Annotated in this window: 26 protein-coding genes; 24 read left to right on the top strand and 2 right to left on the bottom strand. The window is 69.2% G+C overall.

Annotated elements, in window-relative coordinates:
• Positions 1–20: 20 nt before the first annotated feature.
• Positions 21–926: a tRNA (adenine-N1)-methyltransferase gene (locus CG723_RS32765; protein ID WP_100597125.1), complete on the top strand. Its 906-nt coding sequence runs from the start codon at positions 21–23 to the stop codon at positions 924–926.
• Between the two features lie 219 nt (positions 927–1,145).
• Positions 1,146–1,724 (top strand): hypothetical protein, encoded by a 579-nt coding sequence (locus tag CG723_RS32760; RefSeq protein ID WP_100597124.1) that lies wholly within the window; start codon positions 1,146–1,148, stop codon positions 1,722–1,724.
• A 100-nt stretch (positions 1,725–1,824) separates the two neighbouring features.
• On the opposite strand, the gene CG723_RS32755 is transcribed toward CG723_RS32760, so the two are convergent.
• Positions 1,825–2,139 carry a ferredoxin gene (locus CG723_RS32755; RefSeq protein WP_100597123.1) on the bottom strand — a complete coding sequence of 105 codons (315 nt, stop codon included), beginning with the start codon at positions 2,137–2,139 and terminating at the stop codon, positions 1,825–1,827.
• A gap of 254 nt (positions 2,140–2,393) precedes the next feature.
• Between CG723_RS32755 and arc the strand changes: the two genes are divergently transcribed.
• From arc to prcA, 6 genes are all read left to right on the top strand, one after another.
• A complete protein-coding gene (arc, locus tag CG723_RS32745) occupies positions 2,394–4,160 on the top strand; it encodes a proteasome ATPase (protein ID WP_100597121.1) in 1,767 nt (588 codons plus the stop codon).
• A gap of 278 nt (positions 4,161–4,438) precedes the next feature.
• Positions 4,439–5,950 (top strand): depupylase/deamidase Dop, encoded by a 1,512-nt coding sequence (gene dop / locus CG723_RS32740; protein WP_351256679.1) that lies wholly within the window; start codon positions 4,439–4,441, stop codon positions 5,948–5,950.
• A gap of 120 nt (positions 5,951–6,070) precedes the next feature.
• On the top strand, positions 6,071–6,289 hold the full coding sequence (locus CG723_RS32735; protein ID WP_016325855.1) for a ubiquitin-like protein Pup: 219 nt from the start codon (positions 6,071–6,073) through the stop codon (positions 6,287–6,289).
• A gap of 5 nt (positions 6,290–6,294) precedes the next feature.
• Positions 6,295–6,897 carry an endonuclease VII domain-containing protein gene (locus tag CG723_RS32730; RefSeq protein ID WP_100597119.1) on the top strand — a complete coding sequence of 201 codons (603 nt, stop codon included), beginning with the start codon at positions 6,295–6,297 and terminating at the stop codon, positions 6,895–6,897.
• Complete coding sequence (gene prcB, locus CG723_RS32725) at positions 6,849–7,691, top strand: proteasome subunit beta (RefSeq protein WP_100597118.1); 843 nt, start codon at positions 6,849–6,851, stop codon at positions 7,689–7,691. The genes CG723_RS32730 and prcB overlap by 49 nt, the downstream gene beginning before the upstream one ends.
• Before the next feature lie 62 nt (positions 7,692–7,753).
• Positions 7,754–8,512, top strand: coding sequence for a proteasome subunit alpha (prcA, locus tag CG723_RS32720; protein ID WP_100597117.1), 759 nt, complete (start codon positions 7,754–7,756; stop codon positions 8,510–8,512).
• A 66-nt stretch (positions 8,513–8,578) separates the two neighbouring features.
• Here prcA and CG723_RS32715 read toward each other — a convergent pair whose 3' ends face one another.
• Entirely contained in the window at positions 8,579–9,613 is a 1,035-nt protein-coding gene (locus CG723_RS32715; RefSeq protein WP_100597116.1) for a LacI family DNA-binding transcriptional regulator, read from the bottom strand.
• Between the two features lie 124 nt (positions 9,614–9,737).
• Between CG723_RS32715 and CG723_RS32710 the strand changes: the two genes are divergently transcribed.
• The 16 genes from CG723_RS32710 (at position 9,738) to CG723_RS32630 (ending at position 25,736) form a co-directional block, all read left to right on the top strand.
• Positions 9,738–10,997, top strand: coding sequence for an MFS transporter (locus CG723_RS32710; RefSeq protein WP_100597115.1), 1,260 nt, complete (start codon positions 9,738–9,740; stop codon positions 10,995–10,997).
• Positions 10,998–11,006: 9 nt separating this feature from the next.
• Positions 11,007–12,368: a Pup--protein ligase gene (gene pafA / locus CG723_RS32705; RefSeq protein ID WP_100597114.1), complete on the top strand. Its 1,362-nt coding sequence runs from the start codon at positions 11,007–11,009 to the stop codon at positions 12,366–12,368.
• 143 nt (positions 12,369–12,511) lie between these two features.
• Positions 12,512–13,528, top strand: coding sequence for an FKBP-type peptidyl-prolyl cis-trans isomerase (locus CG723_RS32700; RefSeq protein ID WP_100597113.1), 1,017 nt, complete (start codon positions 12,512–12,514; stop codon positions 13,526–13,528).
• Positions 13,529–13,587: 59 nt separating this feature from the next.
• On the top strand, positions 13,588–13,962 hold the full coding sequence (locus CG723_RS32695; protein ID WP_100597112.1) for an FKBP-type peptidyl-prolyl cis-trans isomerase: 375 nt from the start codon (positions 13,588–13,590) through the stop codon (positions 13,960–13,962).
• 172 nt (positions 13,963–14,134) lie between these two features.
• Complete coding sequence (locus tag CG723_RS32690; protein ID WP_100597111.1) at positions 14,135–15,088, top strand: helix-turn-helix transcriptional regulator; 954 nt, start codon at positions 14,135–14,137, stop codon at positions 15,086–15,088.
• Between the two features lie 15 nt (positions 15,089–15,103).
• Positions 15,104–16,060 (top strand): helix-turn-helix transcriptional regulator, encoded by a 957-nt coding sequence (locus CG723_RS32685; protein WP_100597110.1) that lies wholly within the window; start codon positions 15,104–15,106, stop codon positions 16,058–16,060.
• A 138-nt stretch (positions 16,061–16,198) separates the two neighbouring features.
• Positions 16,199–16,444, top strand: a complete 246-nt coding sequence (locus CG723_RS32680; protein ID WP_199841987.1) for a hypothetical protein — start codon at positions 16,199–16,201, stop codon at positions 16,442–16,444.
• Positions 16,445–16,453: 9 nt separating this feature from the next.
• Positions 16,454–16,651, top strand: coding sequence for a hypothetical protein (locus CG723_RS32675; protein ID WP_100597108.1), 198 nt, complete (start codon positions 16,454–16,456; stop codon positions 16,649–16,651).
• 255 nt (positions 16,652–16,906) lie between these two features.
• Complete coding sequence (tatA, locus tag CG723_RS32670) at positions 16,907–17,194, top strand: Sec-independent protein translocase subunit TatA (RefSeq protein WP_100597107.1); 288 nt, start codon at positions 16,907–16,909, stop codon at positions 17,192–17,194.
• A 50-nt stretch (positions 17,195–17,244) separates the two neighbouring features.
• A complete protein-coding gene (gene tatC / locus CG723_RS32665) occupies positions 17,245–18,189 on the top strand; it encodes a twin-arginine translocase subunit TatC (protein ID WP_100597106.1) in 945 nt (314 codons plus the stop codon).
• Positions 18,190–18,219: 30 nt separating this feature from the next.
• On the top strand, positions 18,220–19,110 hold the full coding sequence (locus CG723_RS32660; protein WP_100597105.1) for a diacylglycerol kinase: 891 nt from the start codon (positions 18,220–18,222) through the stop codon (positions 19,108–19,110).
• A 138-nt stretch (positions 19,111–19,248) separates the two neighbouring features.
• The gene (locus tag CG723_RS32655) at positions 19,249–22,074 is read left to right on the top strand and encodes a DEAD/DEAH box helicase (protein WP_100597104.1); all 2,826 of its coding nucleotides are present in this window, start codon (positions 19,249–19,251) and stop codon (positions 22,072–22,074) included.
• A gap of 627 nt (positions 22,075–22,701) precedes the next feature.
• A complete protein-coding gene (locus CG723_RS32645; RefSeq protein WP_100597103.1) occupies positions 22,702–24,324 on the top strand; it encodes a sensor histidine kinase in 1,623 nt (540 codons plus the stop codon).
• The gene (locus CG723_RS32640) at positions 24,321–24,728 is read left to right on the top strand and encodes a roadblock/LC7 domain-containing protein (protein ID WP_100597102.1); all 408 of its coding nucleotides are present in this window, start codon (positions 24,321–24,323) and stop codon (positions 24,726–24,728) included. Before CG723_RS32645 ends, CG723_RS32640 begins: the two co-directional genes overlap by 4 nt.
• Complete coding sequence (locus CG723_RS32635) at positions 24,725–25,123, top strand: DUF742 domain-containing protein (protein ID WP_100597101.1); 399 nt, start codon at positions 24,725–24,727, stop codon at positions 25,121–25,123. The genes CG723_RS32640 and CG723_RS32635 overlap by 4 nt, the downstream gene beginning before the upstream one ends.
• Positions 25,104–25,736: a GTP-binding protein gene (locus CG723_RS32630; protein ID WP_100597100.1), complete on the top strand. Its 633-nt coding sequence runs from the start codon at positions 25,104–25,106 to the stop codon at positions 25,734–25,736. Before CG723_RS32635 ends, CG723_RS32630 begins: the two co-directional genes overlap by 20 nt.

Genomic DNA, 25,736 nt, shown 5'->3' with positions numbered 1-25,736 from the left:
CGGACCGGTAGGCTGGTCACATGTCCGAACCGACCGGTGCCGCCCGCCGACGCGGGCCCTTCAAGGTCGGGGACCAGGTACAGCTGACCGACCCCAAGGGCCGCCACTACACGTTCACGCTCGAGGCCGGGAAGAACTTCCACACCCACAAGGGTTCCTTCCCGCACGACGAGCTGATCGGTGCTCCCGAGGGCAGCGTTGTCCGCACCACCGGAAACGTCGCCTACCTCGCGCTGCGCCCCCTGCTCCCCGACTACGTCCTGTCCATGCCCCGCGGCGCCGCCGTGGTCTACCCCAAGGACGCGGGGCAGATCCTGGCCTTCGCCGACATCTTCCCCGGCGCACGCGTCGTCGAGGCAGGCGTCGGCTCCGGCTCGCTGAGCAGCTTCCTGCTGCGCGCCATCGGCGACGAGGGCATGCTGCACTCCTACGAGCGTCGCGAGGACTTCGCCGAGATCGCCACGCAGAACGTGGAGCGCTACTTCGGCGGCTCGCACCCCGCGTGGCAGCTCACCGTCGGCGACCTCCAGGACAACCTGAGCGACGCCGACGTGGACCGCGTCATCCTCGACATGCTCGCCCCCTGGGAGTGCCTCGAGGTCGTCTCCAAGGCCCTCGTCCCCGGCGGCATCCTCTGCTGCTACGTCGCCACCACCACCCAGCTCGCACGGACCGTCGAGTCCATCCGCGAGATCGGCTGCTTCAACGAGCCGACGTCCTGGGAGTCGATGATCCGCAACTGGCACGTCGAGGGCCTGGCCGTCCGGCCGGACCACCGCATGATCGGCCACACCGGCTTCCTCCTCACCGCCCGCCGCCTCGCGGACGGCGTCGAGCCGCCCATGCGCCGCCGTCGCCCCGCCAAGGGCGCGTACGGCGAGGACTACTCGGGCCCGAACGCGGACGGCGGCAACGCCGGGCGCTGACCCGAACACCCGAGACAACGCACAGGCGCCGCCGTCGAGTTCCCCGCATATCGGGGGAACTCGACGGCGGCGCCCGTTCGTTGAGAAGTGGCGCGCACGATACGGCAAGGACACGTGAGGAAGCTGAGAATCAGCGGACCCTGACGTTCCCCCACGGTGTGAGGTATGGCACGATGCTGGCCACCCCCACCGGCACAGCCCTCACAGGAGACACTCCTAGTGCAGCACCCCGCCGTCCCGGAACTGGCGCACACAACCACCCGCCCCATCCACTGGCTCGCGACCGCCGCGGCCGTATCGGCCGTCGTCGCGGTCTCCTCGTTCCTGCAGCCCGGCGCGGCCACCGCGGCCCAGCCGGCAACACAGTCCGTCGGCACCAGAACCACCGCCGCACCGCCCGACCCGGCCGCCGTCCACTTCCCGCTCGAGTGCGGCCCCGCCAAGATCCTCGTGGTGAAGAAGGCCACCGGGGACCTCGACGGTGACGGCAGGCCGGAAACCGTCGCCGTGGTCCGCTGCGACGCCGGCTCCGGCACCCCGCCGAACGGCGTCTACGTCCTCACCCAGCCCCACGAGGCCAACGCCGCGCCGCGCATCGTCGCCACCCTCGTCGACCCGAAGGACCGGCTCACCGCCGACGACGTAGCGGTACGCGACAAGGCCGTCACCGCCACGCTCCTCGGCTACTCCAGCGCCGCCGTCCCCAGTTGCTGCCCCGACACCCAGGACAAGGCCAAGTGGCAGTGGAAGGGCGACGCGTTCGTGCGCTCCACTCCCGCGGAGGCCCGCAGCATCTGACGCGCACCATACGAAAGGGGCCCGTGCCCGCCGGGAACGGCGGCACGGGCCCCTTTCGTTGGCCCTTCCCTACGTCGAGTGACGCCCAGGAACCTCGCGGTCACTCCGCGTCAGGACCGTAGACCTCCACCCTGTCCGAAACACGACGTACATGAATGCAGTCGCCCGGGCACTCCTTCGCGGAGTCCACGACATCGTTCAACAGCGGCAGCGGCACCGGGGTGGTGGCCCCCTGCGCCTGCAACAGCTCGTCCTCCGCGCCCTTCACATAGGCCAGTCCGTCGATGTCCAGCTCGAAGACCTCCGGCGCGTACTGCGCGCAGATCCCGTCGCCGGTGCAGAGGTCCTGGTCGATCCACACCTCAAGGGCGACACCGCTGTCGATGCCGGATCCGGCCTCCTGCTGCACGCTCATATCTCCTGCCGTTTCCTGCCTCGAACCGCCCCGCGTACCAGCAAGTCGGGCCAGCTCCGACGGGTGTTGAACACTTCGACCCTACAACCGCCCGCTTCCCAATCATGTTGGGTGGGTATTCCCCTGGCGTGAGGGAGAGCGCAAGGGTGAAGATCGGACACACCCCCATCGTCTTTTTGATCTAGGGGTTTCAATCGACACCCACCCAGGTAGGGTCTGGAAGCGTCCAGCTCCCCTTGGAGGAGGTGAGGACCGTGGCAGCCCACGACGACGACATGAACCGCGGCATCCGCCCGGGAAGAGGGTCCGACGACCCCGCCGGTCAGATTGCCTATCTTGAGCAGGAGATCGCCGTCCTGCGACGCAAGCTCGCCGACTCTCCGCGTCATACGAGGATTCTCGAAGAGCGGATCGTCGAGCTGCAGACCAACCTGGCCGGCGTGTCCGCACAGAACGAGCGGCTCGCCAACACGCTCAGGGAGGCCCGCGACCAGATCGTGGCCCTCAAGGAGGAAGTCGACCGGCTCGCACAGCCGCCGGCCGGCTTCGGAGTCTTCCTCGTGGCGAACGAGGACGGTACCGCCGACATCTTCACCGGCGGCCGCAAGCTCCGGGTGAACGTGAGCCCCAGCGTGGAGCTCGAAGAGCTCAGGCGCGGCCAGGAAGTGATGCTCAACGAAGCGCTCAACGTGGTCGAGGCCATGGAGTACGAGAGCGTCGGCGACATCGTCACCCTCAAGGAGATCCTCGAGGACGGCGAGCGCGCCCTGGTGGTGGGGCACACCGATGAAGAACGCGTGGTCCGGCTCGCCGAACCTCTCCTCGACATCAACATCCGCCCCGGCGACGCCCTCCTGCTCGAACCCCGATCCGGCTATGTCTACGAAGTCGTACCCAAGAGCGAAGTCGAAGAGCTCGTCCTCGAAGAGGTCCCGGACATCGGCTACGAGCAGATCGGCGGCCTGGGCAACCAGATCGAACTGATCCGCGACGCGGTCGAGCTCCCCTACCTCTACCCGGACCTGTTCAAGGAGCACGAGCTGCGGCCGCCCAAGGGCGTCCTGCTCTACGGGCCTCCCGGCTGCGGCAAGACCCTGATCGCCAAGGCAGTGGCCAACTCCCTTGCCAAGAAGGTCGCGGAAGTGACCGGACAGGCCACGGGCAAGAGCTTCTTCCTCAACATCAAGGGTCCCGAACTGCTCAACAAGTACGTCGGCGAGACCGAGCGGCAGATCCGCCTCGTCTTCCAGCGAGCGCGTGAGAAGGCCAGCGAGGGCACACCCGTCATCGTCTTCTTCGACGAGATGGAATCCCTCTTCCGCACCCGTGGATCCGGCGTCAGCTCGGACGTGGAGAACACCATCGTCCCCCAGCTGCTCGCCGAGATCGACGGCGTGGAAGGCCTGGAGAACGTGGTCGTGATCGGCGCCTCCAACCGTGAGGACATGATCGACCCCGCGATCCTGCGGCCCGGACGACTCGACGTGAAGATCAAGATCGAGCGCCCGGACGCCGAAGCGGCCAAGGACATCTTCGCCAAGTACCTGACCGCCCGCCTCCCGCTGCACTCCGACGACCTCGGAGAGCACGGCGGCGACCGCGCCAGCACGGTCCACGGAATGATCCAGACCGCCGTGGAGCAGATGTACGCGGAAAGCGAGGAGAACCGCTTCCTCGAGGTCACGTACGCCAACGGCGACAAGGAAGTCCTGTACTTCAAGGACTTCAACTCGGGCGCCATGATCGAGAACATCGTCGGACGCGCCAAGAAGGCAGCCATCAAGGCCTTCCTCGAACACAACCAGAAGGGCCTCAGGGTCTCCCACCTCCTCCAGGCTTGCGTGGACGAGTTCAAGGAGAACGAGGACCTGCCGAACACCACCAACCCGGACGACTGGGCTCGCATCTCCGGTAAGAAGGGCGAACGGATCGTTTACATCCGTACGCTCGTCACCGGAAAGCAGGGCGCAGACACCGGCCGCTCCATCGACACGGTGGCGAACACCGGGCAGTACCTGTAAAAGGCAGGGCGGCTGCGGGTGCCTCTACCGGGTACCCGCAGCCGACTGTTTTCCAGGCAACAATTCCGGCCGACTTTCCGGTTTCCCGGCAACGGCCGACTCGCAGGCACAGCGACAGCAATGACGGTAATGATCTCCCCACCGGCGCATAGGCGTTCTAGGCTCTTCGGTACCGCCGAGTCGCGCAGCGCGGGGACGGGCACCGCACGCGCACTGGAGAACCAGCGGTACTTGAGCGCCGCCCCCGAACGGGGGCGCCGCCGGGCAAGGAGGGCCGCATGACCGTACGGCGAGTAATGGGCATCGAGACGGAGTACGGGATCTCCGTCCCCGGCCACCCCAACGCCAATGCCATGCTCACCTCATCCCAGATCGTCAACGCCTACGCGGCGGCGATGCACCGGGCGCGCCGCGCCCGCTGGGACTTCGAGGAGGAGAATCCGCTGCGCGACGCGCGAGGCTTCGACCTCGCCCGTGAGGTCGCCGACTCCAGCCAGCTCACCGACGAGGACATCGGCCTGGCCAATGTCATCCTCACCAACGGTGCCCGCCTGTACGTCGACCACGCACACCCCGAATACAGCGCCCCCGAGGTCACCAACCCGCGGGACGCCGTCCTGTGGGACAAGGCTGGCGAGCGCATCATGGCCGAGGCCGCCGAGCGCGCCGCCCAGCTCCCCGGCGCCCAGCCGATCCACCTCTACAAGAACAACACCGACAACAAAGGCGCCTCCTACGGCACGCACGAGAACTACCTGATGAAGCGGGAGACCCCCTTCTCGGACATCGTGCGCCACCTGACGCCCTTCTTCGTCTCCCGCCAGGTCGTCACCGGCGCGGGCCGCGTCGGCATCGGCCAGGACGGCCACGAGCACGGCTTCCAGCTCAGCCAGCGCGCGGACTACTTCGAGGTCGAGGTCGGACTGGAGACGACCCTCAAGCGCCCCATCATCAACACCAGGGACGAGCCGCACGCCGACGCGGAGAAGTACCGCCGCCTGCACGTGATCATCGGCGACGCGAACCTCTCCGAGATCTCCACCTATCTCAAGCTGGGCACGACGGCCCTGGTCCTCTCCATGATCGAGGACGGATTCATCGCCGTCGACCTGGCCGTGGACCAGCCCGTACGCACCCTCCACCAGGTCTCCCACGACCCCGGCCTGCAACACCTGGTCACCCTCCGCAGCGGCCGCACACTCACCGCGGTGCAACTCCAGATGGAGTACTTCGAGCTGGCCAGGAAGTACGTCGAGGAGCGCTACGGAGCGGACGCCGACGAGCAGACCAAGGACGTCCTGACCCGCTGGGAGGACGTACTCGGCCGCCTGGAGACCGACCCGATGAGCCTGGCCGGAGAGCTCGACTGGGTCGCCAAGCGGCAGCTCATGGAGGGCTACCGCCGCCGCGACAACCTCGACTGGGACGCCGCCCGGCTCCACCTCGTCGACCTGCAGTACGCCGACGTACGGGCCGAGAAGGGCCTGTACAACCGTCTCGTGGCCCGCGGCAGGATGAAGCGGCTCCTGGACGAGTCGGAGGTCGAGAGGGCCCGTACGAAGCCACCGGAGGACACCAGGGCGTACTTCCGAGGGCGCTGCCTCGAGCAGTACGCGGACGACGTCGCCGCGGCCTCATGGGACTCGGTGATCTTCGATCTCCCCGGCCGTGACTCCCTGCAGCGCGTCCCAACCCTCGAACCCCTTCGCGGAACGCGTAATCACGTGAAGGAGCTGCTCGACCGGTGCCGCACGGCCGAAGATCTGGTCCGGGTGCTGTCCGGAGGCTGAAAAGCCGGCGGCAGGGGAATCACATGGGTGGGCCTCGCACGTTGGACGAACTGCGGGGCCGATGTCGGACCCGGCTTGTAGGGTCTGATCAAGAACGTCGAACCGAGCGGGGTGAGGTAGATGGCGACCAAGGACACCGGCGGCGGACAGCAGAAGGCGACGCGTTCCACCGAGGAGGTCGAGGAGCAGGCGCAGGACGCGCAGGCTTCCGAGGACCTCAAGGAACGCCAGGAGAAGCTGAGCGACGACGTGGACTCCGTGCTGGACGAGATCGACGATGTACTCGAGGAAAATGCCGAGGATTTCGTGCGCTCATTTGTGCAAAAAGGCGGTCAATAACGGGCATGCCGGACTCGCTCGACAAGTGGTGCAGCGGGTGCAGGCGAACGCTGCCGCATAAGTCGTTCGCCGCAGACAGGAACCGACGGGACGGACTCCAGCCGCGCTGCCGGGAATGCGTAGCCGAATACAGTGCCGCGCATTACCGGCGCCGCCGGGAGGCCATCGGCAAGACGGTGCGGGAGAGCGTGCATGTCCCGCCCGGGCACAAGCTGTGCCGGACGTGCGGAGTGGTCGAACCGCACAGCGATTGGCATCGCAACGCCACTGCTTCTGACGGCCTTTCGACGCGCTGCAAGGCGTGCCGCGCCATCCAGGGGCGGGGGGACCATCTCAAGCGCAAGTACGGCATCACCGAAGTCGAGCGAGATGAGTTGATCGCCTCACAGATGGGCATCTGTTGCATCTGCCTGGCCGCACCGGCGGCACATGTGGATCACTGCCACGAGACGGGTAGGGTCCGTGGCGTACTGTGCTTCAGCTGCAACGCAGCCCTGGGGCAGTTCAAGGATCGGCCCGATGCCATAAGGCGGGCCGCCGCCTACGTGGAAGGAATCGCGTGGAAGCCAACACTCGTAGCACCGGGCGTCTACCAGCTGCCTTCCTGACGCCCGGGTCGTCGTCCTTTGTGGACTTTCTGGCCGTGCACCAGCCTGAAATCCTGCCCGGGAACCGCGCGTTGCCGGTGAAGGGTGCGATCGAGGCGCCGCACGGGACGACGATCGTGTCCGTCACGTTCCCCGGCGGTGTGGTCCTCGCCGGTGACCGCCGGGCCACCATGGGCAACATGATCGCTCAGCGCGACATCGAGAAGGTCTTTCCGGCGGACGAGTACTCGGCGGTGGGCATCGCCGGTACGGCCGGTCTGGCCGTGGAGATGGTGAAGCTCTTCCAGCTGGAGCTGGAGCACTTCGAGAAGGTGGAGGGCGCCCAGCTGTCGCTGGAGGGCAAGGCGAACCGGCTCTCGACCATGATCCGGTCGAACCTCGGCATGGCCATGCAGGGCCTGGCCGTGGTGCCGCTGTTCGCGGGGTACGACGTGGACCGCGGCAAGGGCCGCATCTTCTCGTACGACGTCACGGGCGGGCGGAGCGAGGAGCACGGGTACGCGTCGACGGGTTCCGGTTCGATTTTCGCGCGTGGGGCCATGAAGAAGCTCTACCGCGACGATCTGACGGAGTCGGAGGCGACGACGCTGGTCGTGCAGGCGCTCTACGACGCGGCGGACGACGACTCGGCGACGGGTGGTCCCGATGTGGCGCGCCGGATCTATCCGATCGTCACGGTGATCACGGACGACGGGTTCCGCAGGATCACCGATGAGGAGGGTTCGGAGATCGCCCGTTCCATCCTGGAGCGCCGGCTGGAGCAGCCCGACGGCCCGCGGGCCGCGCTTCTCTGACTGGCCCGTATTCGCCGCAGACTTGAGTCACTGAGTCACTGACAGAAAGGGACGGTCAGCCGGTGTCGACGCCGTTCTATGTCTCACCCCAGCAGGCCATGGCCGACCGGGCGGAGTACGCCCGTAAGGGCATCGCCCGCGGTCGCAGCCTGGTTGTGCTGCAGTACGCCGATGGCATCGTGTTCGTCGGCGAGAACCCGTCCCGTGCGCTGCACAAGTTCAGCGAGATCTATGACCGGATCGGTTTCGCGGCCGCCGGTAAGTACAACGAGTACGAGAATCTGCGGATCGGCGGTGTGCGCTACGCCGACCTGCGGGGTTACACCTACGACCGCGACGATGTGACGGCGCGTGGCCTGGCGAATGTGTACGCGCAGACGCTGGGCACGATCTTCTCGAGCAGCGCCGAGAAGCCGTACGAGGTGGAGCTGGTGGTCGCCGAGGTCGGGTCCGAGCCCGAGGGCGACCAGATCTACCGCCTTCCGCACGACGGCTCGATCGTCGACGAGCACGGCTCGGTCGCGGTCGGGGGTAACGCGGAGCAGATCAGCACCTATCTGGATCAGCGCCACCGGGACGGGATGACTCTCGCGGAGGCGTTGAAGCTGGCGGTGCAGGCGCTGTCGCGGGACACCAATGGCAGTGAGCGGGAGATCCCCGCGGAGCGGCTCGAGGTGGCGGTTCTTGACCGCACGCGCCCGCAGCAGCGGAAGTTCAAGCGCATTGTCGGGCCGCAGTTGTCGCGGCTGCTCGAGGCCGGTGCGGCGACGTCCGCGGAGCCGGTGGAGAGCGGGGACGCGGAGTCCGACGACGAGGAGTGAGCAGGGTTTCCTGCTGAAGTGTGCGGCGCCCCGATCGCAGTAGTGGTCGGGGCGCCGTTCGTTGTATCAGCGGGCGGGCGCGGCTGTGGAGCCGCGGACGACCAACTCGACGGGGAGTGCGGTGGTTTCCGGGGCGCGGCCGTCCAGGACGGCGAGGAGTGCGGCCATGCCTCGCTCGCCGAAGAGTTCCGCGGGGAGCCGGACGGTGGTGAGTTCGGGTTCGACGGCGGTGGCGAGGGAGAGGTCGTCGAAGCCGGTGACGGAGAGGTCGTCGGGGATGCGCAGGCCCAGTGTGCGGGCGGCTTTGTAGGCGCCGGTGGCGAGTTTGTCGTCGTCGCAGACGATGGCGGTGGGGCGGGGGCCGGGGGCGGTGAGTGCGGCCTGTGCGGCGGTGCGGGCTGCCTCGACTGTCAGGTGTGAGTGCACGGTGTGGACGTGGGTGTCGGGGACGCGGGCGGTGCGGTCGGCGAGTTCGTGGGCGCGTACGTCGAAGGTCCAGGAGGGCACGGCGGACGCGAGGTGCAGGAACCGGCGGTGGCCGAGGGCGAGCAGATGGTCCGTCACCTGGCGCATTCCGTCGGCGATGTCGAGGTTGACGGTGGCGGCTCCGGTGGTGGCCGTGTCGTCGGGGTCGCTGTCGAGCATGACGAGGGGGAGTCCGTCGCCGCGGATGGCGGTGACGGCGTCGGAGGCCATGGAGGAGGCGAGTACGCCGTCGAGGGCCGCGCGTGCGGAGTCGAAGGGGTCGCGGGCGGGGCCGATGCCTTCGGGGGAGGGGTAGAGCACGACGCCGAAGCCGTGCTGGGCTGCGACGCGGGCGGCGCCGGTGTAGACGCCGGCGAAGAACTCGTTGGTGAGGGCGGGGACCACGAGGAGGGCGGTGCGGGTGCGGCCGAGGCGCAGGTTGCGGGCGGCGAGGTTGGGGCGGTAGCCGAGGTCGCGGGCGGCGGTGCGGACCCGTTCGGCGGTGGCTTCGGCGACGCGGCCGCGCCATTTGTCGCCGAGCACGAGGGAGACGGCGGCCTGGGAGACTCCGGCGGCGCGGGCGACGTCGCGGCTGGTGGGGCGCGCGGGGGCCGTCTCGTCTGACCCGGTCGTCACTTATGCCTCCGTGGGGTGTGTGGCGGGGCCTTCGGGTGGACCCGTGGCCTGCGGACATGGTACGTATGACCCTCGAAGTTATACGTAAAACTTAGGGCGCCTCGGGGCGGCGAGAGGGCGGGCGATGGCCGCGGGATATGCGGAGATCCTCAAGGCGCGGCACGCGACGCGGCTGCTGGTGGGCACCCTGGTGGGGCGGCTGCCGAACGCGACGGCCGCCATCGCGATCGTGCTGTTCGTCCGCGCGGAGGGCGGCACGTACAGCCTGGCCGGGGCGCTCGCCGCGGTGTACGGCGTCGCCAACGCGGTGGGGCAGCCGCTGCTCGGCCGGCTCGTGGACCTGCGGGGGCAGCCGAGAGTGCAGCTCCCGGCGGCGCTGGCGTCGGCACTCGCCATGACCGTCTTCGCCTTCGCCGGGACCGGATCACCGGCGCTCGCGTACGTCGCGGTGGCTGCGGCCGGCCTGTTCACGCCGCCGCTCGAGGGCGGACTGCGCGCGCTGTGGCCGAATGTGCTGCCGCGCGAGGATCAGGTGCACACCGCGTACGCGATGGACGCCGTGGCGCAGGAAGTCATGTTCACCGTCGGGCCGTTGCTCGTCACTGTGTGCGTGTCCCTGTGGTCGGCGCAGGCCGCGCTCGTCGTCCTGAACGTCGTCGGTGTGCTCGGCGCGCTCTCGGTGGTGGTGTCGCAGCCGTCGCGCGCGTGGCGCTCGGCGCCGCGTGAGGCGCACTGGCTGGGCGCCCTGCGCTCGCCGGGACTCCTGGCGCTCCTCGGTGCGTTCCTGTTCATCGGGACGGCGCTGGGCTCGATCACGGTGGCGGGTGTCTCGTACGCGGACGGGCACGGCGGTGACGTGACGTACGGCTGGCTGATGGCGGCGCTCGGGCTGGGCGCGCTGGCCGGTGGCTCCGTGTACGGGGCGCGGCAGTGGGCCGGCGTCCCAGAGCGGCGGCTGCGGTGGCTGGTGGCCCTGCTGGCCCTCTTCTACGTGCCGCTGGTGCTGATGCCGGGCGTCGTGGCGATGACGGCGCTGACGGCGCTCGCGGGTGTGTTCCTCGCCCCGTCGATCGCGTGCGCGTTCATCATCGTGGACCGGCATGCGCCGCGGGGCACGGTGACGGAGGCGTTCTCGTGGCTCGTGACGACGTTCACGGTGGGTACGTCGGTCGGAACCGCCGTGGCCGGACCGGTCGTCGAGTGGGGCGGTACGGTGTGGGGCTTCGCCGTTCCGGGAGCGGCCGGGGTGGCCGCGCTGCTCGTGCTCCTCGCCACCGGAGGGGTCCTCGCAGCTCCCCGTGGCGCCGGGCGTGTCGCGGGCTCATCGGAAAATGATCGAAACGGTGCTGTCGAACCCGGTTTCAGCACAGGGCATCAGGCGTAATGTTCACTCATGGACCGCCGCATTTTCGGGCTGGAGAACGAGTACGGCGTCACATGTACGTTTAGGGGACAGCGCCGCCTGTCTCCTGACGAGGTGGCGCGGTACCTCTTCCGCCGTGTCGTGTCATGGGGCCGCAGCAGCAATGTCTTTCTGCGGAACGGCGCCCGCCTCTATCTCGATGTCGGGTCACATCCGGAATACGCAACTCCTGAATGTGACAACGTGACCGAGTTGGTCACGCACGACAAAGCGGGCGAGCGCATTCTGGAAGGCCTGCTCGTCGACGCCGAACGCCGCCTGCACGAGGAGGGAATCGCGGGCGACGTCTATCTCTTCAAGAACAACACCGACTCGGCGGGAAACTCCTACGGCTGCCACGAGAACTATCTGGTGGCCCGTCACGGGGAGTTCTCGCGACTCGCGGACATCCTCATTCCGTTCCTGGTCACGCGGCAACTGCTGTGTGGCGCGGGCAAGGTGCTGCAGACTCCGCGCGGTGCCGTGTACTGCGTGAGCCAGCGTGCCGAGCACATCTGGGAGGGCGTGTCCTCCGCGACCACGCGTTCCCGCCCCATCATCAACACCCGCGACGAACCGCACGCGGACGCCGAGCGCTACCGGCGCCTGCACGTCATCGTCGGCGACTCGAACATGTCCGAGACGACGATGCTCCTCAAGGTGGGCGCGACCGACCTCGTGCTCCGCATGATCGAGGCGGGCACGGTCATGCGTGACCTCACACTGGAGAACCCGATCCGGGCCATCCGCGAGGTCAGCCACGACATCACCGGTCAGCGCAAGGTGCGTCTGGCCAGTGGCCGCGAGGCATCCGCCCTCGAGGTGCAGCGCGAGTACTACGAGAAGGCCGTGGACTTCTGCGAGCGCCGCGGGATCCGCACCGGCACCGTCGAGCAGGTCCTCGAACTGTGGGGCCGCGTTCTCGACTCGATCGAGGCCGAGGACCTCGACCGGATCGGCACCGAGATCGACTGGGTGATGAAGTACAAGCTCATCGAGCGGTACCGGGCCAAGCACAACATGACCATGTCGCATCCGCGGGTCGCGCAGATAGACCTCGCGTATCACGACATCCACCGCCGCAGGGGCCTCTACTACCTTCTGGAGAGGAAGGGACAGGCGGCCCGCATCTGCAATGACCTCAAGATCTTCGAGGGCAAGTCGGTGCCGCCGCAGACCACGCGCGCGAGGCTGCGGGGCGACTTCATCCGCAGGGCCCAGGAACAGCGCCGTGACTTCACGGTCGACTGGGTGCACCTGAAGCTGAACGACCAGGCGCAGCGGACGGTGCTGTGCAAGGACCCCTTCCGGTCGGTGGACGACCGGGTGGAGAAGCTGATCGCCGGAATGTAGGACGACCGGCTCACCGTCGCCCGGGGCCCCGTACATGATCCGTGTACGGGGCCCTTTGGTGCGTGTGCGGTACCCCGGGTGAGGGACGGGAGGGCCTACAGTGGCTGAACCGTACTCACGTAACCCGCAACCTGAGGATCACTGTGCGACGCCGACTTGCTGCTCTGCTCATCGTCCCGGCTCTGGCGCTGACCGCGACGGCGTGCGGGGGTGATGACAACAAGAAGAGCGACACGGACAAGGCGGATTCGGCGTCCGCCTCGCCCAAGGCCGAAGCGGCCGCGCCCAAGCCCGTCGACTCGGCGTCGCCCATGCCGGAGATCAGCGGCGACTTCGGCAAGCAGGCCACGATCACCGTGCCGAAGGCCGAGCCGAGCGGCAAGTTCGTCGTGCACACGCTGTCGCAGGGTGACGGCGCCGTGGTCAAGAAGGACGACCTGGTGTCGATGAACTTCACCGGCAAGGTCTGGAAGAGCGGCAAGGACCTCGGCAGCTCCTACCAGTCGGGCGGCAGCCCGCAGCTGATCACCGCGGGTTCGAAGTCCGTCATCCCGGCGTTCGCGGACGCCCTGGTCGGTCAGAAGGAGGGCAGCCGCGTCCTCGTCGTCGCGCCGCCCGCCGCCGGTTTCGGCAGCCAGGGCAACCAGCAGGCGGGCGTCACCGGCACCGACACGCTGGTCTTCGCGATCGACGTCGGCAAGGTCACCCCGAAGATGGTGACGGGCACGCAGGCGCCCATCCCGTCGAACCTGCCGCAGATCAAGGCCGACAAGCCGGAGCCCGCGACGATCTCCGTGCCGAAGAACGACCCGCCGAAGAAGCTGGTCGACCAGGTCCTGATCCAGGGCAAGGGCGCCGAGGTCAAGAGCGGCAAGACGGTCACCATGCAGTACAGCGGTGCCGCCTGGAAGATCAACGAGGGCAAGCCGAAGGCGACGCTCTTCGACTCGTCGTGGAACACCGGCCAGCCCTTCACCACGGTGATCGGCCAGGGCCAGGTCATCCCGGGCTGGGACAAGGGTCTCGTCGGCAAGCACGTGGGCGACCGCGTCCTCCTGGTGATCCCCGCCGACCAGGCGTACGGCAAGGAGGCCAAGGGCGACACGCTCCCGGCCAACTCGACGCTCGTGTTCGTCGTCGACATCCTGGCCACGTCCTGACCCTGCGGGATGCAAGACTGTCCGGGTTGCCCAACCGTTTAGCAGCAGGAGCAAGAGACGTGAGCATCGAGAAGCCCGAGATCGACTTCCCCGAGGGCCAGCCGCCGGCTGACCTGGAGATCAAGGAGATCTGGGAGGGTGACGGCGCTGTCGCCAAGGCCGGCGACTACGTCAAGGTCCACTACGTGGGCGTGGCCTTCTCCACCGGTGAGGAATTCGACGCCTCCTGGAACCGCGGCAACCCGCTGGAGTTCCAGCTCGGCGCCGGCCAGGTCATCACCGGCTGGGACAAGGGCATCCAGGGCATGAAGGTCGGCGGCCGCCGCCGGCTGACCATCCCCGCCCACCTCGCCTACGGCGAGCGCGGTGCCGGCGGCGGCGTGATCGCCCCCGGCGAGACGCTGATCTTCGTCTGCGACCTGGTCGCGGTCTGATCGTCACCGACGCGGTCGCACTCTGATCAGGCTGTGACCGCAAGCGGTCAACCCTGGGCCCATGCCTTCTGGCATGGGCCCTCGGCTTTTGCCACGACACCCCGGAGCGGTACGGTCGACGTTCGGATGGGGGAGAGCCAGGGGGCTCTCGAAGAGAGGACGTAGGGCGTCGATGGCCATTGCGAAGGCCGAGCGGCTGATGAATCTGGCGCTGTGTCTGCTCGGGACGGGACGCCCGCTCAGCAAGCGTGAGCTGCGCGGTTCCATCGAGGCCTACATGGAAGCGGGCTCCGACGACAGCTTCAACCGGATGTTCGAGCGGGACAAGGACGACCTGCGCGAGCTCGGCCTGGTCATCGCGACCGTGGAGAGCCTCGACGGCGAGATCGGCTACCTCGCCCGCCGCGACAGCAACCGGCTGCCGCCCGTCACCCTCGACGCCGAGGAAGCCGCAGCGCTCGGCCTCGCCGCGAAGGTCTGGCAGCAGGCCCGCCTCGCCGGCGCCGCCAGCGGAGCCCTGCAGAAGCTGCGGGCCGCGGGCCTGCCCGAGGACGTCGACCCTTACGAGGCGCACTCCGCCCTCGAACCACGCATCCCGGCGCACGAGGCGTCGTTCGAGCCGCTGATGCTGGCCTGCCGCGACCGCCGGCCCGTCGTCTTCGACTACCGCAAGGCCACCGCTGCGCGGCCCGAGCAGCGGCATGTCGAGCCGTGGGCGCTCGAATGCTGGCGCGGCCACTGGTATCTCGCCGGCTGGGACCGCGACCGCGGTGCCGAACGCGTCTTCCGGCTCTCCCGCATCACCGGCAAGGTCCGCTCCCGCGCCGGCCGTTTCACCGCCGACGTGCCCGACGTCGTGACCGTCCGCGAGACCGTCGCGAGCTGGGCCGGCGAGACCGCCGACCGCACGGCCCTCATCAGGCTGCGCTCCGGCTCCGGCTATCCGCTGCGCGCCAAGGCCTCGGCCGTACGCGATCTCGGCGACGGCTGGGACGAGCTGGAGATTCCCTACGGGCACGGGCTCGACGCCTGGCTGGTCGAGTTCGGACCCGACGTGGTCGTACTCGAACCCGCCGAGCTGCGGGCCGAGGTCGTCGACCGGCTGCGCGCCGTGGCCAAGGGCTGAGGGGAACGAGGACCAATGGCCACGAACGCCATCGACCAGACCCGGCGGATGCTGTCCCTCGTGACGTATCTGCGGGAGCGCCCCGGAGCGCGCGTCGGGGATGTCGCCCGCGCCTTCGGGATCACCGAGGACGAGCTGATCTCGGACCTCGACATCCTGCCGCTGTGCGGGACGAGCTTCCGTGGGGGCGACCTCCTCGACATCGACACGGACGGCGACCGCATCTGGTGGCACAACCCGGACGACGTTGCCGCGCCGCTGCGGCTCGCCGCCGACGAGGCGACGGCGCTGCTCGTTGCCGCGCGCGCCGTGTCCACGCTGCCCGGCCTCAGGGAGAGCGACCGGCTCGCGCTGCTTCGGGCCACCGCGAAGCTGGAGGCCGCGGCCGGCGAGGCGGCCGGGGCCAGCGCCCGGCTGTCCGTGACCTTCGAGTCCGAGGGCGGCGTCTTCGCCGACGTCGACCGGGCCATCTCGGAGCGGCGCCGGCTGTGGATCCGCTACTACTCCCCGGCCCGTGACGAGCTCACCGAGCGGGAGATCGACCCCATCCGCCTGGTGAGCGTCGGCCACACCTACGTGGAGGCCTGGTGCCGGCGCTCCGAGGCGCGGCGCACCTTCCGCCTCGACCGGGTCGCCGAGATCCGGATCCTGGACGAGGCGTCCGCGCCGCCGCAGATCGAACTGCGGGACCTGTCCGAGGGGCTCGTGCAGCCCGCGGCCGAGGACCCCGAGGTCGTGGTCGAGGTCGGTCCTGGCGGACGCTGGGTCGCGGAGTACTACCCGCACGACAGCGCCGAGGAGTTGGCGGGCGGCGGCCTGCGGATCACGCTGCGCACGCCGGACCCCTCCTCGCTGAAGCGGCTGGCGCTCCGGCTCGGCCGCGACGGGCGCATCGTCTCGCCGGTCGGGGTCGCCGAGAGTGCGCGGCAGGCCGCCGGGGAGGCGCTGGCCGCGTACGACGGGCAGGGGTAGGGCCGTTGGCCGCGGGCGGGGTCTGTGGCGACCCTCATGCGCGCGGTCCGGTGAGAAGGGTGGGCGTGCCGTTGACCGCGGTGCGGCCCGGGGGGTGCCAGAAGTTCGGGAAGTTCTGAAAAGTCTGGGATGGTCGAAATGGGTGGATTGTCTGCGGTGGTGGGCCCGGTGCTGTTCAAGGCCGCCTGCCCCGACTGCCGTGAGCGCTTCGAACTCTCCGCAGGGGCCCTGCGCCTGGCGATCGGCGCCACCCGCCGCACCACGTTCTACTCGTTCACCTGCCCCGAGTGCGGCGCCTCCGTACGCAAGCCGGCCGGGGAGCGCATCATCGAACTCCTCACCGGTGGAGGGGTGAGCACGCTCCGCCTCCATCAGACCGTCTAGGCTCGGCGCATGTTCTGGGCGATGCTGGCGATTGCTGTGGGGTTCGTGGGACTCGCCGTGCTCGGCGTACTCGCGGTCAAGGTCTTTGTCGAGGCCCAGCGCCTCGGGCGCCAAGTCGCCGACACCACACAGCAGATCAACCGCGCGGCGGAGGACCTGGAGCGGGCGGCGACCAGCGCGGCCCGCACGAGCCGCGAACTGCTGTAAGCCGCACCGCGTGTGACGTGCGCAACGGGATGGTAAGCGCTTTACCCGTGTGGCCTGTCCGGTTGTCGGGGCGGGCGGGTACGCTGCCAGACGCGGCCCGAAGAGCGAGGCGCGGCCCGCAACTGGGAGTACGCAGAGGGATTGCCCCCTGTTCACCCCCACGGGATACGATCGCTGCCAGCACGGTGGTCGGACATCAGTCCGACCTGTACCGGCAGCCCCGCCCCTGCCGCCTCGGTGAGAAGGTAAACGCATATGTTCGGAAAGATCGGCGCCCCTGAGATCATTCTGATCCTCGTCGTCATCGTCCTGCTGTTCGGCGCGAAGAAGCTTCCCGACATGGCGCGCTCGCTGGGCAAGTCGGCCCGCATCCTCAAGAGCGAGGCCAAGGCGATGAAGTCCGACGGTCAGCAGACCGCGCCCACGGACCCGCCGAAGAACGACGAGCAGCCCCCGGCTCAGCGCACCATCAAGGCCGCCCCCGGCGACGTGACCAACGCGCGCCCGGTCGCCGAGCCGACCGACCAGACTTCGCAGCGCTGATCCCGGGCCGCCCCGCGAAGGCGGCCTGTCGCACGAGATGAGGACGTGGGTTGCTCAAGTCTGCCCGCAAGACGGAGAAGGATCCCGAGGGGCGGATGCCGCTCGCGGAACACCTGCGTGAGCTTCGCAACCGGCTCACGAAGGCCCTGCTGGCCATCGTCGTCGTCACGATCGTCGCCGCCTTCTTCTACAAGGACATCATCGAGTTCTTCACCAACCCGGTGCTCGACTCGGTGGGCTGCAAGTCGAGCTTCGCCGAGCTCGCCGAGCAGGCGAACAAGGGACAGCACGACGAGACGTGCGCGCGGATCGTGCTCAACGGTCTGCTGACGCCGTTCACGCTCGCGCTGAAGATCTCGCTGATGGCGGGTGTCGTCCTCGCGTCGCCGGTCTGGCTCTACCAGCTGTGGGGCTTCGTCGCGCCGGGCCTGCACCGGCACGAGAAGAAGTACGCGACCGCCTTTGTCGCGACCGGCTTCCCGCTGTTCCTGTGCGGCGCCTTCTTCGCGTACAAGACCCTCCCCACGATGGCGAGGGTGTTGCTCGACTTCTCGCCCGGTGGAGTCGACAACCAGCTGCCGCTGGACGATCTGCTCGACCTGATCACACGCATGGTGGTCGTCTTCGGGCTCTCATTCGAGCTGCCGCTGCTGCTCGTGATGCTCAACCTCACCGGGGTGATCACGGGCAAGCGGATGATCGGCTGGTGGCGCGGCATGATCATGGGCATCACGGTCTTCGCGGCCGTGGCCACGCCCAGCACCGACCCGCTGAGCATGTTGGCGCTCGCCGGACCCATCTGGGTCCTGTACTTCGCGGCCGCCGGTTTCTCCTTGCTCAACGACCGCCGCAAGGCCAGGGACCGCGAAGACCTCGACGACGACGAGGCCTCGAACGTGGACCTCACGCCCGAGCCCGTCTCGGCCAGCCGCGCGCTGCCCGAGCAGGCGAGCTCGGACCATGACCGGGTCAACGGTTATGACGACGTGACCTGACAGGGCGGCACGATCTTGTAAGGTCCGCCCGTGACCAGCGAGATCACCCTCTTCGTCAATCCCACCGCCGGACGCGGCCGGGGCGCCCAGGCGGCGCAGCCGGCCGCTTCCGCGTTGCGGGCGGCCGGCTTCTCCGTGCGTACGGTCGTGGGGGAGGACGCCGATGATGCCCTCACGCGCGCGCGTGCCGCGGTCCGCGACGGCACCGGAGCCCTCATTGCCGTCGGCGGTGACGGCATGGCCAACCTCGCGCTTCAGGCCGTCGCGGGCACCCGCACCCCGCTCGGCGTGATCGCCGTCGGCACCGGCAACGACTTCGCCCGCTCCCTCGGACTGCCCGTACGGGACCCGGCTGCCGCAGGCGCCCTCATGGCCGACGCTCTCAAGGGGGCGCGGATCCGCGAGCTCGACCTGGGGCGGGCCGGAGGACACTGGTTCGGCACCGTCCTGGCCTCGGGTTTCGACTCCCGGGTCAACGACCGGGGCAACCGGATGCGCTGGCCCGGCGGCCGCTTCAAGTACGACCTCGCGATCCTCGCCGAGCTCGCCGCGTTCAAGCCCATCCCGTACCGGATCACCCTGGACGACGGCCCCGCGCTGGAGGTCGAGGCCACGCTCGTCGCCGTGGGGAACGGGACGTCGTACGGGGGTGGCATGAAGATCTGTGCCGGCGCCGACATGACGGACGGGCTCTTCGACATCACGGTCGTCGGGGACTGCTCGCGTACGACGCTGCTCAAGGTCTTCCCGCGCGTCTACAGGGGGACTCACCTCGACCACCCCGTGGTCACCGTCCACCGCGCGAAGAAGGTCGAGCTGGCCGCCGAGGGGATCACCGGCTACGCCGACGGGGAGCCGCTCGGAAGCCTGCCCCTGACCGCCGAGTGCGTGCCGCAGGCCGTCCGGGTCATAGGGCCCTGACCCCCTGAGATCCTGGGGCCCAGACCCCTGAGATCATGGCGCCCCGACCCCGGAAATCATGGGCCCCCGGCCCTGGAAGGGGCCGATCACAATAAAGATCGTCCGTTGTCAGTGGTGGCCGGTAGTCTCGAAAGCACGATGACAGAGGACCTCTCACCGGCCGAGCGGTACGCGGCAGCACGTAAGCGCGCTGCCGAGCAGGCCACCGCGCTCGCCGACTTCCGCGAGATGTACGACTTCGGCCTCGACCCCTTCCAGATCGAGGCGTGTCAGGCTCTCGAGACGGGCAAGGGCGTCCTGGTGGCCGCGCCCACCGGCTCCGGCAAGACGATCGTCGGCGAATTCGCCGTCCACCTGGCCCTCCAACAGGGCAAGAAGTGCTTCTACACGACACCCATCAAGGCGCTGTCGAACCAGAAGTACGCCGACCTCGCCAAGCGGTACGGCGCCGACAAGGTCGGCCTGCTGACCGGCGACAACAGCGTGAACGCGGACGCTCCGGTGGTCGTCATGACCACCGAGGTCCTGAGGAACATGCTGTACGCGGGCTCACAGACCCTCCTCGGCCTCGGCTACGTGGTCATGGACGAGGTGCACTACCTCTCCGACCGCTTCCGCGGCGCCGTCTGGGAAGAGGTGATCATCCACCTCCCGGAGTCCGTCACCCTCGTCTCCCTCTCGGCGACGGTGTCGAACGCGGAGGAGTTCGGCGACTGGCTCGACACCGTGCGCGGCGACACCGAGGTGATCGTCTCCGAGCACCGGCCCGTGCCCCTGTTCCAGCACGTGCTCGCCGGGCGCCGGATGTACGACCTCTTCGAGGAGGGCGAGGGCCGCAAGAAGGCCGTCAACCCGGATCTGACGCGCATGGCCCGCATGGAGGCCAGCCGTTCGTACAACCCGCGCGACCGCCGCAAGGGCAAGATGGTGCGCGAGGCGGACCGCGAGCGCGAGCGCAGACAGCGCTCCCGGATCTGGACGCCCGGCCGCCCCGAGGTCATCGAGCGCCTCGACAGCGAGGGGCTGCTGCCCGCGATCACGTTCATCTTCAGCCGCGCCGCCTGCGAGGCCGCCGTACAGCAGTGCCTGTACGCGGGCCTGCGGCTCAACGACGAAGAGGCACGCGCCCGCGTCCGCGAGATCGTAGAGGAGCGCACGGCCGCGATCCCCGACGAGGACCTGCACGTCCTCGGCTACTTCGAGTGGCTCGAAGGCCTGGAGCGCGGCATCGCCGCCCACCACGCGGGCATGCTGCCGACGTTCAAGGAGGTCGTCGAGGAGCTCTTCGTACGGGGCCTCGTGAAGGCCGTCTTCGCGACGGAGACCCTCGCCCTCGGCATCAACATGCCGGCCAGGTCCGTCATCCTGGAGAAGCTCGTCAAGTGGAACGGCGAGCAGCACGCCGACATCACACCCGGCGAGTACACCCAGCTCACCGGCCGGGCCGGCCGGCGCGGCATCGACGTCGAGGGCCACGCGGTCGTCCTGTGGCAACGCGGCTTCAGCCCCGAGCACCTGGCGGGACTCGCGGGCACGCGCACGTACCCGCTGCGCTCCAGCTTCAAGCCGTCGTACAACATGGCGGTGAATCTGGTCGAGCAGTTCGGCCGGCACCGCTCGCGCGAGCTCCTCGAGACGTCCTTCGCGCAGTTCCAGGCCGACAAGTCGGTCGTCGGGATCTCCCGCCAGGTCCAGCGCAATGAGGAGGGCCTGGACGGCTACAAGGCCTCCATGACCTGCCACTTGGGGGACTTCGAGGAGTACGCGCGGCTGCGCCGCGAGCTCAAGGACCGCGAGACGGACCTCGCCAAGCAGGGGGCGGCCCAGCGGCGCGCCGCGGCGGCGGCCGCCCTGGAGAAGCTCAAGCCGGGCGACGTCATCCACGTCCCCTCCGGCAAGTTCGCCGGCCTCGCCCTCGTACTCGACCCCGGCATCCCGGCCGGCCGGTCGAACGGACACCGTGGGTTCGAGCAGCACGACGGCCCGCGCCCGCTGGTCCTGACCGCCGAACGCCAGGTCAAGCGGCTCGCGTCGATCGACTTCCCGGTGCCCGTCGAGGCGCTGGAGCGGATGCGGATCCCCAAGTCGTTCAACGCGCGCTCGCCCCAGTCGCGGCGGGACCTCGCGTCCGCGCTGCGCACCAAGGCCGGCCACATCGTGCCCGACCGGCACCGCAAGAACCGCGCGGCGGCGGCCGACGACCGGGAGATCACGCGGCTGCGCGCCGAGCTGCGCGCCCACCCCTGTCACGGCTGCGACGAGCGCGAGGACCACGCCCGCTGGGCCGAGCGCTACTACCGCCTGCGGCGTGACACGCAGCAGCTGGAGCGCCGCATCGAGGGCCGGACGAACACGATCGCCCGCACCTTCGACCGCATCGTGGCCCTGCTGACCGAGATGGACTATCTGCGCGGCGACGAGGTCACGCAGAACGGCAAGCGCCTCGCGCGCCTCTACGGCGAACTCGACCTGCTCGCCAGTGAGTGCCTGCGCGACGGGATCTGGGAAGGCCTCAGCCCGGCCGAACTGGCCGCGTGCGTCTCGGCGTTGGTGTTCGAGGCCCGCGCCGCCGACGACGCGCTCGCACCCAAGCTACCGTCCGGCAAGGCCAAGGCGGCGCTCGGCGAGATGGTCCGCATCTGGGGCCGGCTCGACGCCCTGGAGGAAGAGTTCAAGATCAGCCAGACCGAGGGCGTCGGCCAGCGCGAACCCGATCTGGGCTTCGCCTGGGCCGCGCACCAGTGGGCGTCCGGCAAGGGGCTCGACGAGGTCCTGCGCGAGGCGGACATGCCTGCCGGTGACTTCGTGCGCTGGTGCAAGCAGGTCATCGACGTGCTCGGCCAGATCTCGGCCGCGGCGCCGGCCGTCTCCGGCGCGGGGGGCGGGGACACGGTCGCCAAGAACGCCCGCAAGGCGGTGGACGCGTTGCGGCGCGGCGTGGTGGCGTACTCGTCCGTCGGGTAGGTTGCGGCCGCTTGTGGCCGGTCGGCCGGTGTCCCCGCGCCCCTGACGGATGCGGGGACACCGGCCGCCGTGCTGCATGCCGCCGAACTCAGGGACATCCTCGGGCAGTTGCAGCTGTCAATCGACCAGGTCCTGCGCTCGCCGAGGGTGAACTCTCCCCTCGTACCGATCTGCTCTCCGGCGTGACCGAAGGCGTCATTCTCGTGCACCGCTGCGATCCCGAACGCTCCGTACCGGTCGGCGCCCCGGTCCTCGCTGCGGCGGCTGCGCACCCGGCCTCGCGCATCGCGGGCCTCTGACCTCACACACGTCACGCGCCGAGGGCCCAACGGCCCCGCAGCGACGGGGATTTCGCACGGGCGGACGTGATCACTCCATGTGTGCGAACCGCCGCTGAGCGTGCAAATGGAGCCGAGTGTATTCCTCCCGTCCGGCCATTTCAGGTGCTTGCGGAATATGACACAGCGGTGATTCCACGGGACTAAGCTCGCCCGCAGCGCACCGAGTTGGCACATATTCGTGCGTTTGTTCCCAATCTTGCAGATGGTTCTAGTTCACCCCCACGCGTACGTCAGCACGTATCCCGTAACGCACATTTCCCCCGATCCGACCGTTCAGAGGGCATACATGGTGAGTGTTCAATCGCCTCCCGGTGGCCGAGAAATCCCCTACACACGCGTGCTGTTGCTGCCCGCCGTGGCCATGGCCGCGGCGACCGGAGCCGCCGTCGCGGTGGTGGCGCAGCCCGCGCGGCTCGCCGTCGCCCTGTGCGGCGGCCTCGCCACGCTTCTGCTGATCCTGGTGGCCGCCGAGGCGGTACGCCGCGGTCGCACGATCAAGTGGGAGCGCGCCCAGTCCGCCCGGCATGTCGAGCACCTGGAACGCAGCCTCGCCGCCCGTGACGACGAGGCCCAGTGGATGGCCAGGTATCTGCTGCCCGAGTCCCTGTACCGGCTGCGCTCCGGCGACACGGCCTCCGAGGCCGTCAAGGTCGTGGTCGAGGCCGACCCCGCGCACTCCCAACTCCCCGACGCGCAGCGCAGGTTGATGGCCGAGGTGCTCAACGTCATCGACCGCGAGGAGAACATGCGCGACGCCGCGCAGCGCGCCTTCGTCTCCATCGCGCGCCGCGTCCAGTCCATCGTGCACAAGCAGAACGCCGAACTGCGCGAGATGGAGGAGGACCACGGCCGCAATCCCGAGGTCTTCGACGACCTCCTGCGCATCGACCACGGCACCGCGCTGATCGGCCGCCTCGCCGACTCCATCACCGTCCTCGGCGGCGCCCGGCCCGGCCGCCAGTGGCCCCGGCCCGTGCCGCTCTACAGCGTGCTGCGCGGCGCCATGTCGCGCATCCTCGAATACCCCCGCATCGAGCTGCACTCGATCGCCAAGATCGCCATCCGCGGCATCTCCGTCGAGCCGCTCATCCACGCGCTGGCCGAACTCATGGACAACGCGACGCGCTACTCGCCGCCCCAGACCAAGGTGCACGTCACCGCGGTCGAGGTGCAGACCGGCATCGCCATCGAGATCGAGGACGGCGGCGTCAGCCTCAGCGAGGAGGCCCGCGGCCGCGCCGAGGAGATGCTCGCCCGCGCCAAGGCCGGTATCGACCTCAACGACCTCGGCGAGAACCCCCGCCTCGGCATGGCCGTCGTCGGCCGGCTCTCGCAGATGTACGACATGCAGATCGCGCTGCGCCAGTCCGCGTACGGCGGTGTCCGCGCCGTTCTCATCGTGCCGCGGGTCATGGTGACGAGCGACGCCGCGCCCGGTCTCGCCCACGGCATCGGCGCCTCCGGTGTGCCTCGCGTCAACAACGACGGCGAGCCCATCGTGGAGGAGCCCCGTAAGAAGAAGCTGCGCCGCCCCACCACGGGCCCCCGCCCCTCCGCGCCGCTGGTGGCCGCCATGGAGGACGACGTCCCCGTCGTCACCGAGTGGCGCGCCAACGGACTGCCGCAGCGCCGCAGGAAGGTCGACACGAAGGTCATCGACCAGCAGATCATCGTGACGCCCAGGGCGCCCGAGAACGGCAGCGGGGCGGCGCCCCGTGCGGACCAGCCCCCGCAGTGGACGCCCATCCCGGTGCCGGCCTCCGAGGCCGAACCCGAGAAGCCGGACCAGCCCGAACCGGGCCTGTGGGTCGAGGCGTTCATGAACGGGCTCAAGGGTGACGGGCAGGGCGACGCGTCGGGCAAGACCGGCGAGACCAATCAGCAGGTCGACGAGGGAGACCGCCAGTGATCCAGCAAAGGGCAAACTTCGACTGGATGCTCAAGGAGCTCGCCGACGGCGTGCCCCAGACCCGGCAGGTCGTGGTGCTCTCCGCTGACGGCCTGCGCATCGCCCGCTACGGCGGAGACCCCGACGCCGCCGACCGCATCGCCGCCGCCTGCGCCGGACTCCAGAGCCTCGCCACCGCCGTGGCCAGCGAGATCCCGGACAGCGACGGCCGGATGAGCATGGTCATCATCGAGGTCAGCGGAGGGTTCTTCTACCTCATGGCCGCGGGCAAGGGCGCGTACCTCGCGGTCCTCGCCGACGCCCACGTGGACGCCGGACTCATCAGCAACCGCATGCGCGACCTCGTCGTACGCATCGGTGCGCACCTCACCAGTCCGCCCCGGCGCAACGGGCAGACCGTATGACACACCCCCCGCAACCCTCCCGAGAGCAGCCGCCGCAGCGCGAGCGCCGCGGGCCGGACGGCAAGGGCGCCAACCCCGAACGCCTGTACACCATCACGGGCGGCAGCGAGGGGGCCGAGCGCGCGCCGCTCGACCTGGTCACCTTGATCATCGCGCGCGCCGACCCCCCGCCCGCGGCGCCGCCCGAGCAGGCAGCCCTGTTACGGCTGTGCAAGTCACCCCTGTCCACGGCCGAGATCTCGGCCTACCTCAGTCTGCCGTTCAGCGTGGTCACCGTGCTGCTCGGCGAACTCCTCGCGGCTGAACTGGTTCAGGCGCGCGCCCCCGTCATCCGCGGCGCCGTCGCCGACCGTTCCCTCCTCGAAGCGGTGATGCATGGACTTCAAAAGCTCTGACACCCTCCGGGACGGACCCCGCATGCCGGGGCCCCGGAGCGAGGACCACCTGCCCGACACGGTCTCGGCCGCCGTGAAGGTCGTCATCGTCGGCGGATTCGGCGTGGGCAAGACCACGATGGTGGGATCCGTCAGCGAGATCAGGCCGCTCACCACCGAAGAGACCATGACCCAGGCGGGCATCGGAGTCGACGACAACTACGGCTCCGAGACGAAGACCGCCACCACGGTCGCCATGGACTTCGGACGCATCAGCATCACGGACGAGCTGGTGCTCTACCTCTTCGGTACCCCGGGCCAGGAGCGCTTCTGGTTCCTGTGGAACGGCCTGTTCGAGGGCGCACTCGGCGCCGTCGTGCTCATCGACACCCGCCGCCTCGAAGTCAGCTTCGACGTGATCGGGCGCCTGGAGGAGCGCGGCGTGCCGTTCGTCATCGCCAACAACGCCTTCCCCGACGGCCCACGCTACCCCGCCGACGAACTGCGCCAGGCCCTCGACCTCGACCCGGACGTCCCGATCCTCGAGTGCGACGCCCGGCGCCGTGCCTCCAGCCGGGACGTCCTGATGACGCTGATGAGCTATCTGCACGAACTGGCGCTCGCCCGCGTCTGA

Source organism: Streptomyces sp. CB01635, from assembly GCF_002803065.1.
In the GTDB taxonomy this organism is placed as follows: Bacteria; Actinomycetota; Actinomycetes; order Streptomycetales; family Streptomycetaceae; genus Streptomyces.
Note: the sequence above shows the minus strand (reverse complement) of the source record. Positions and strands in the feature narration are given on the sequence as shown.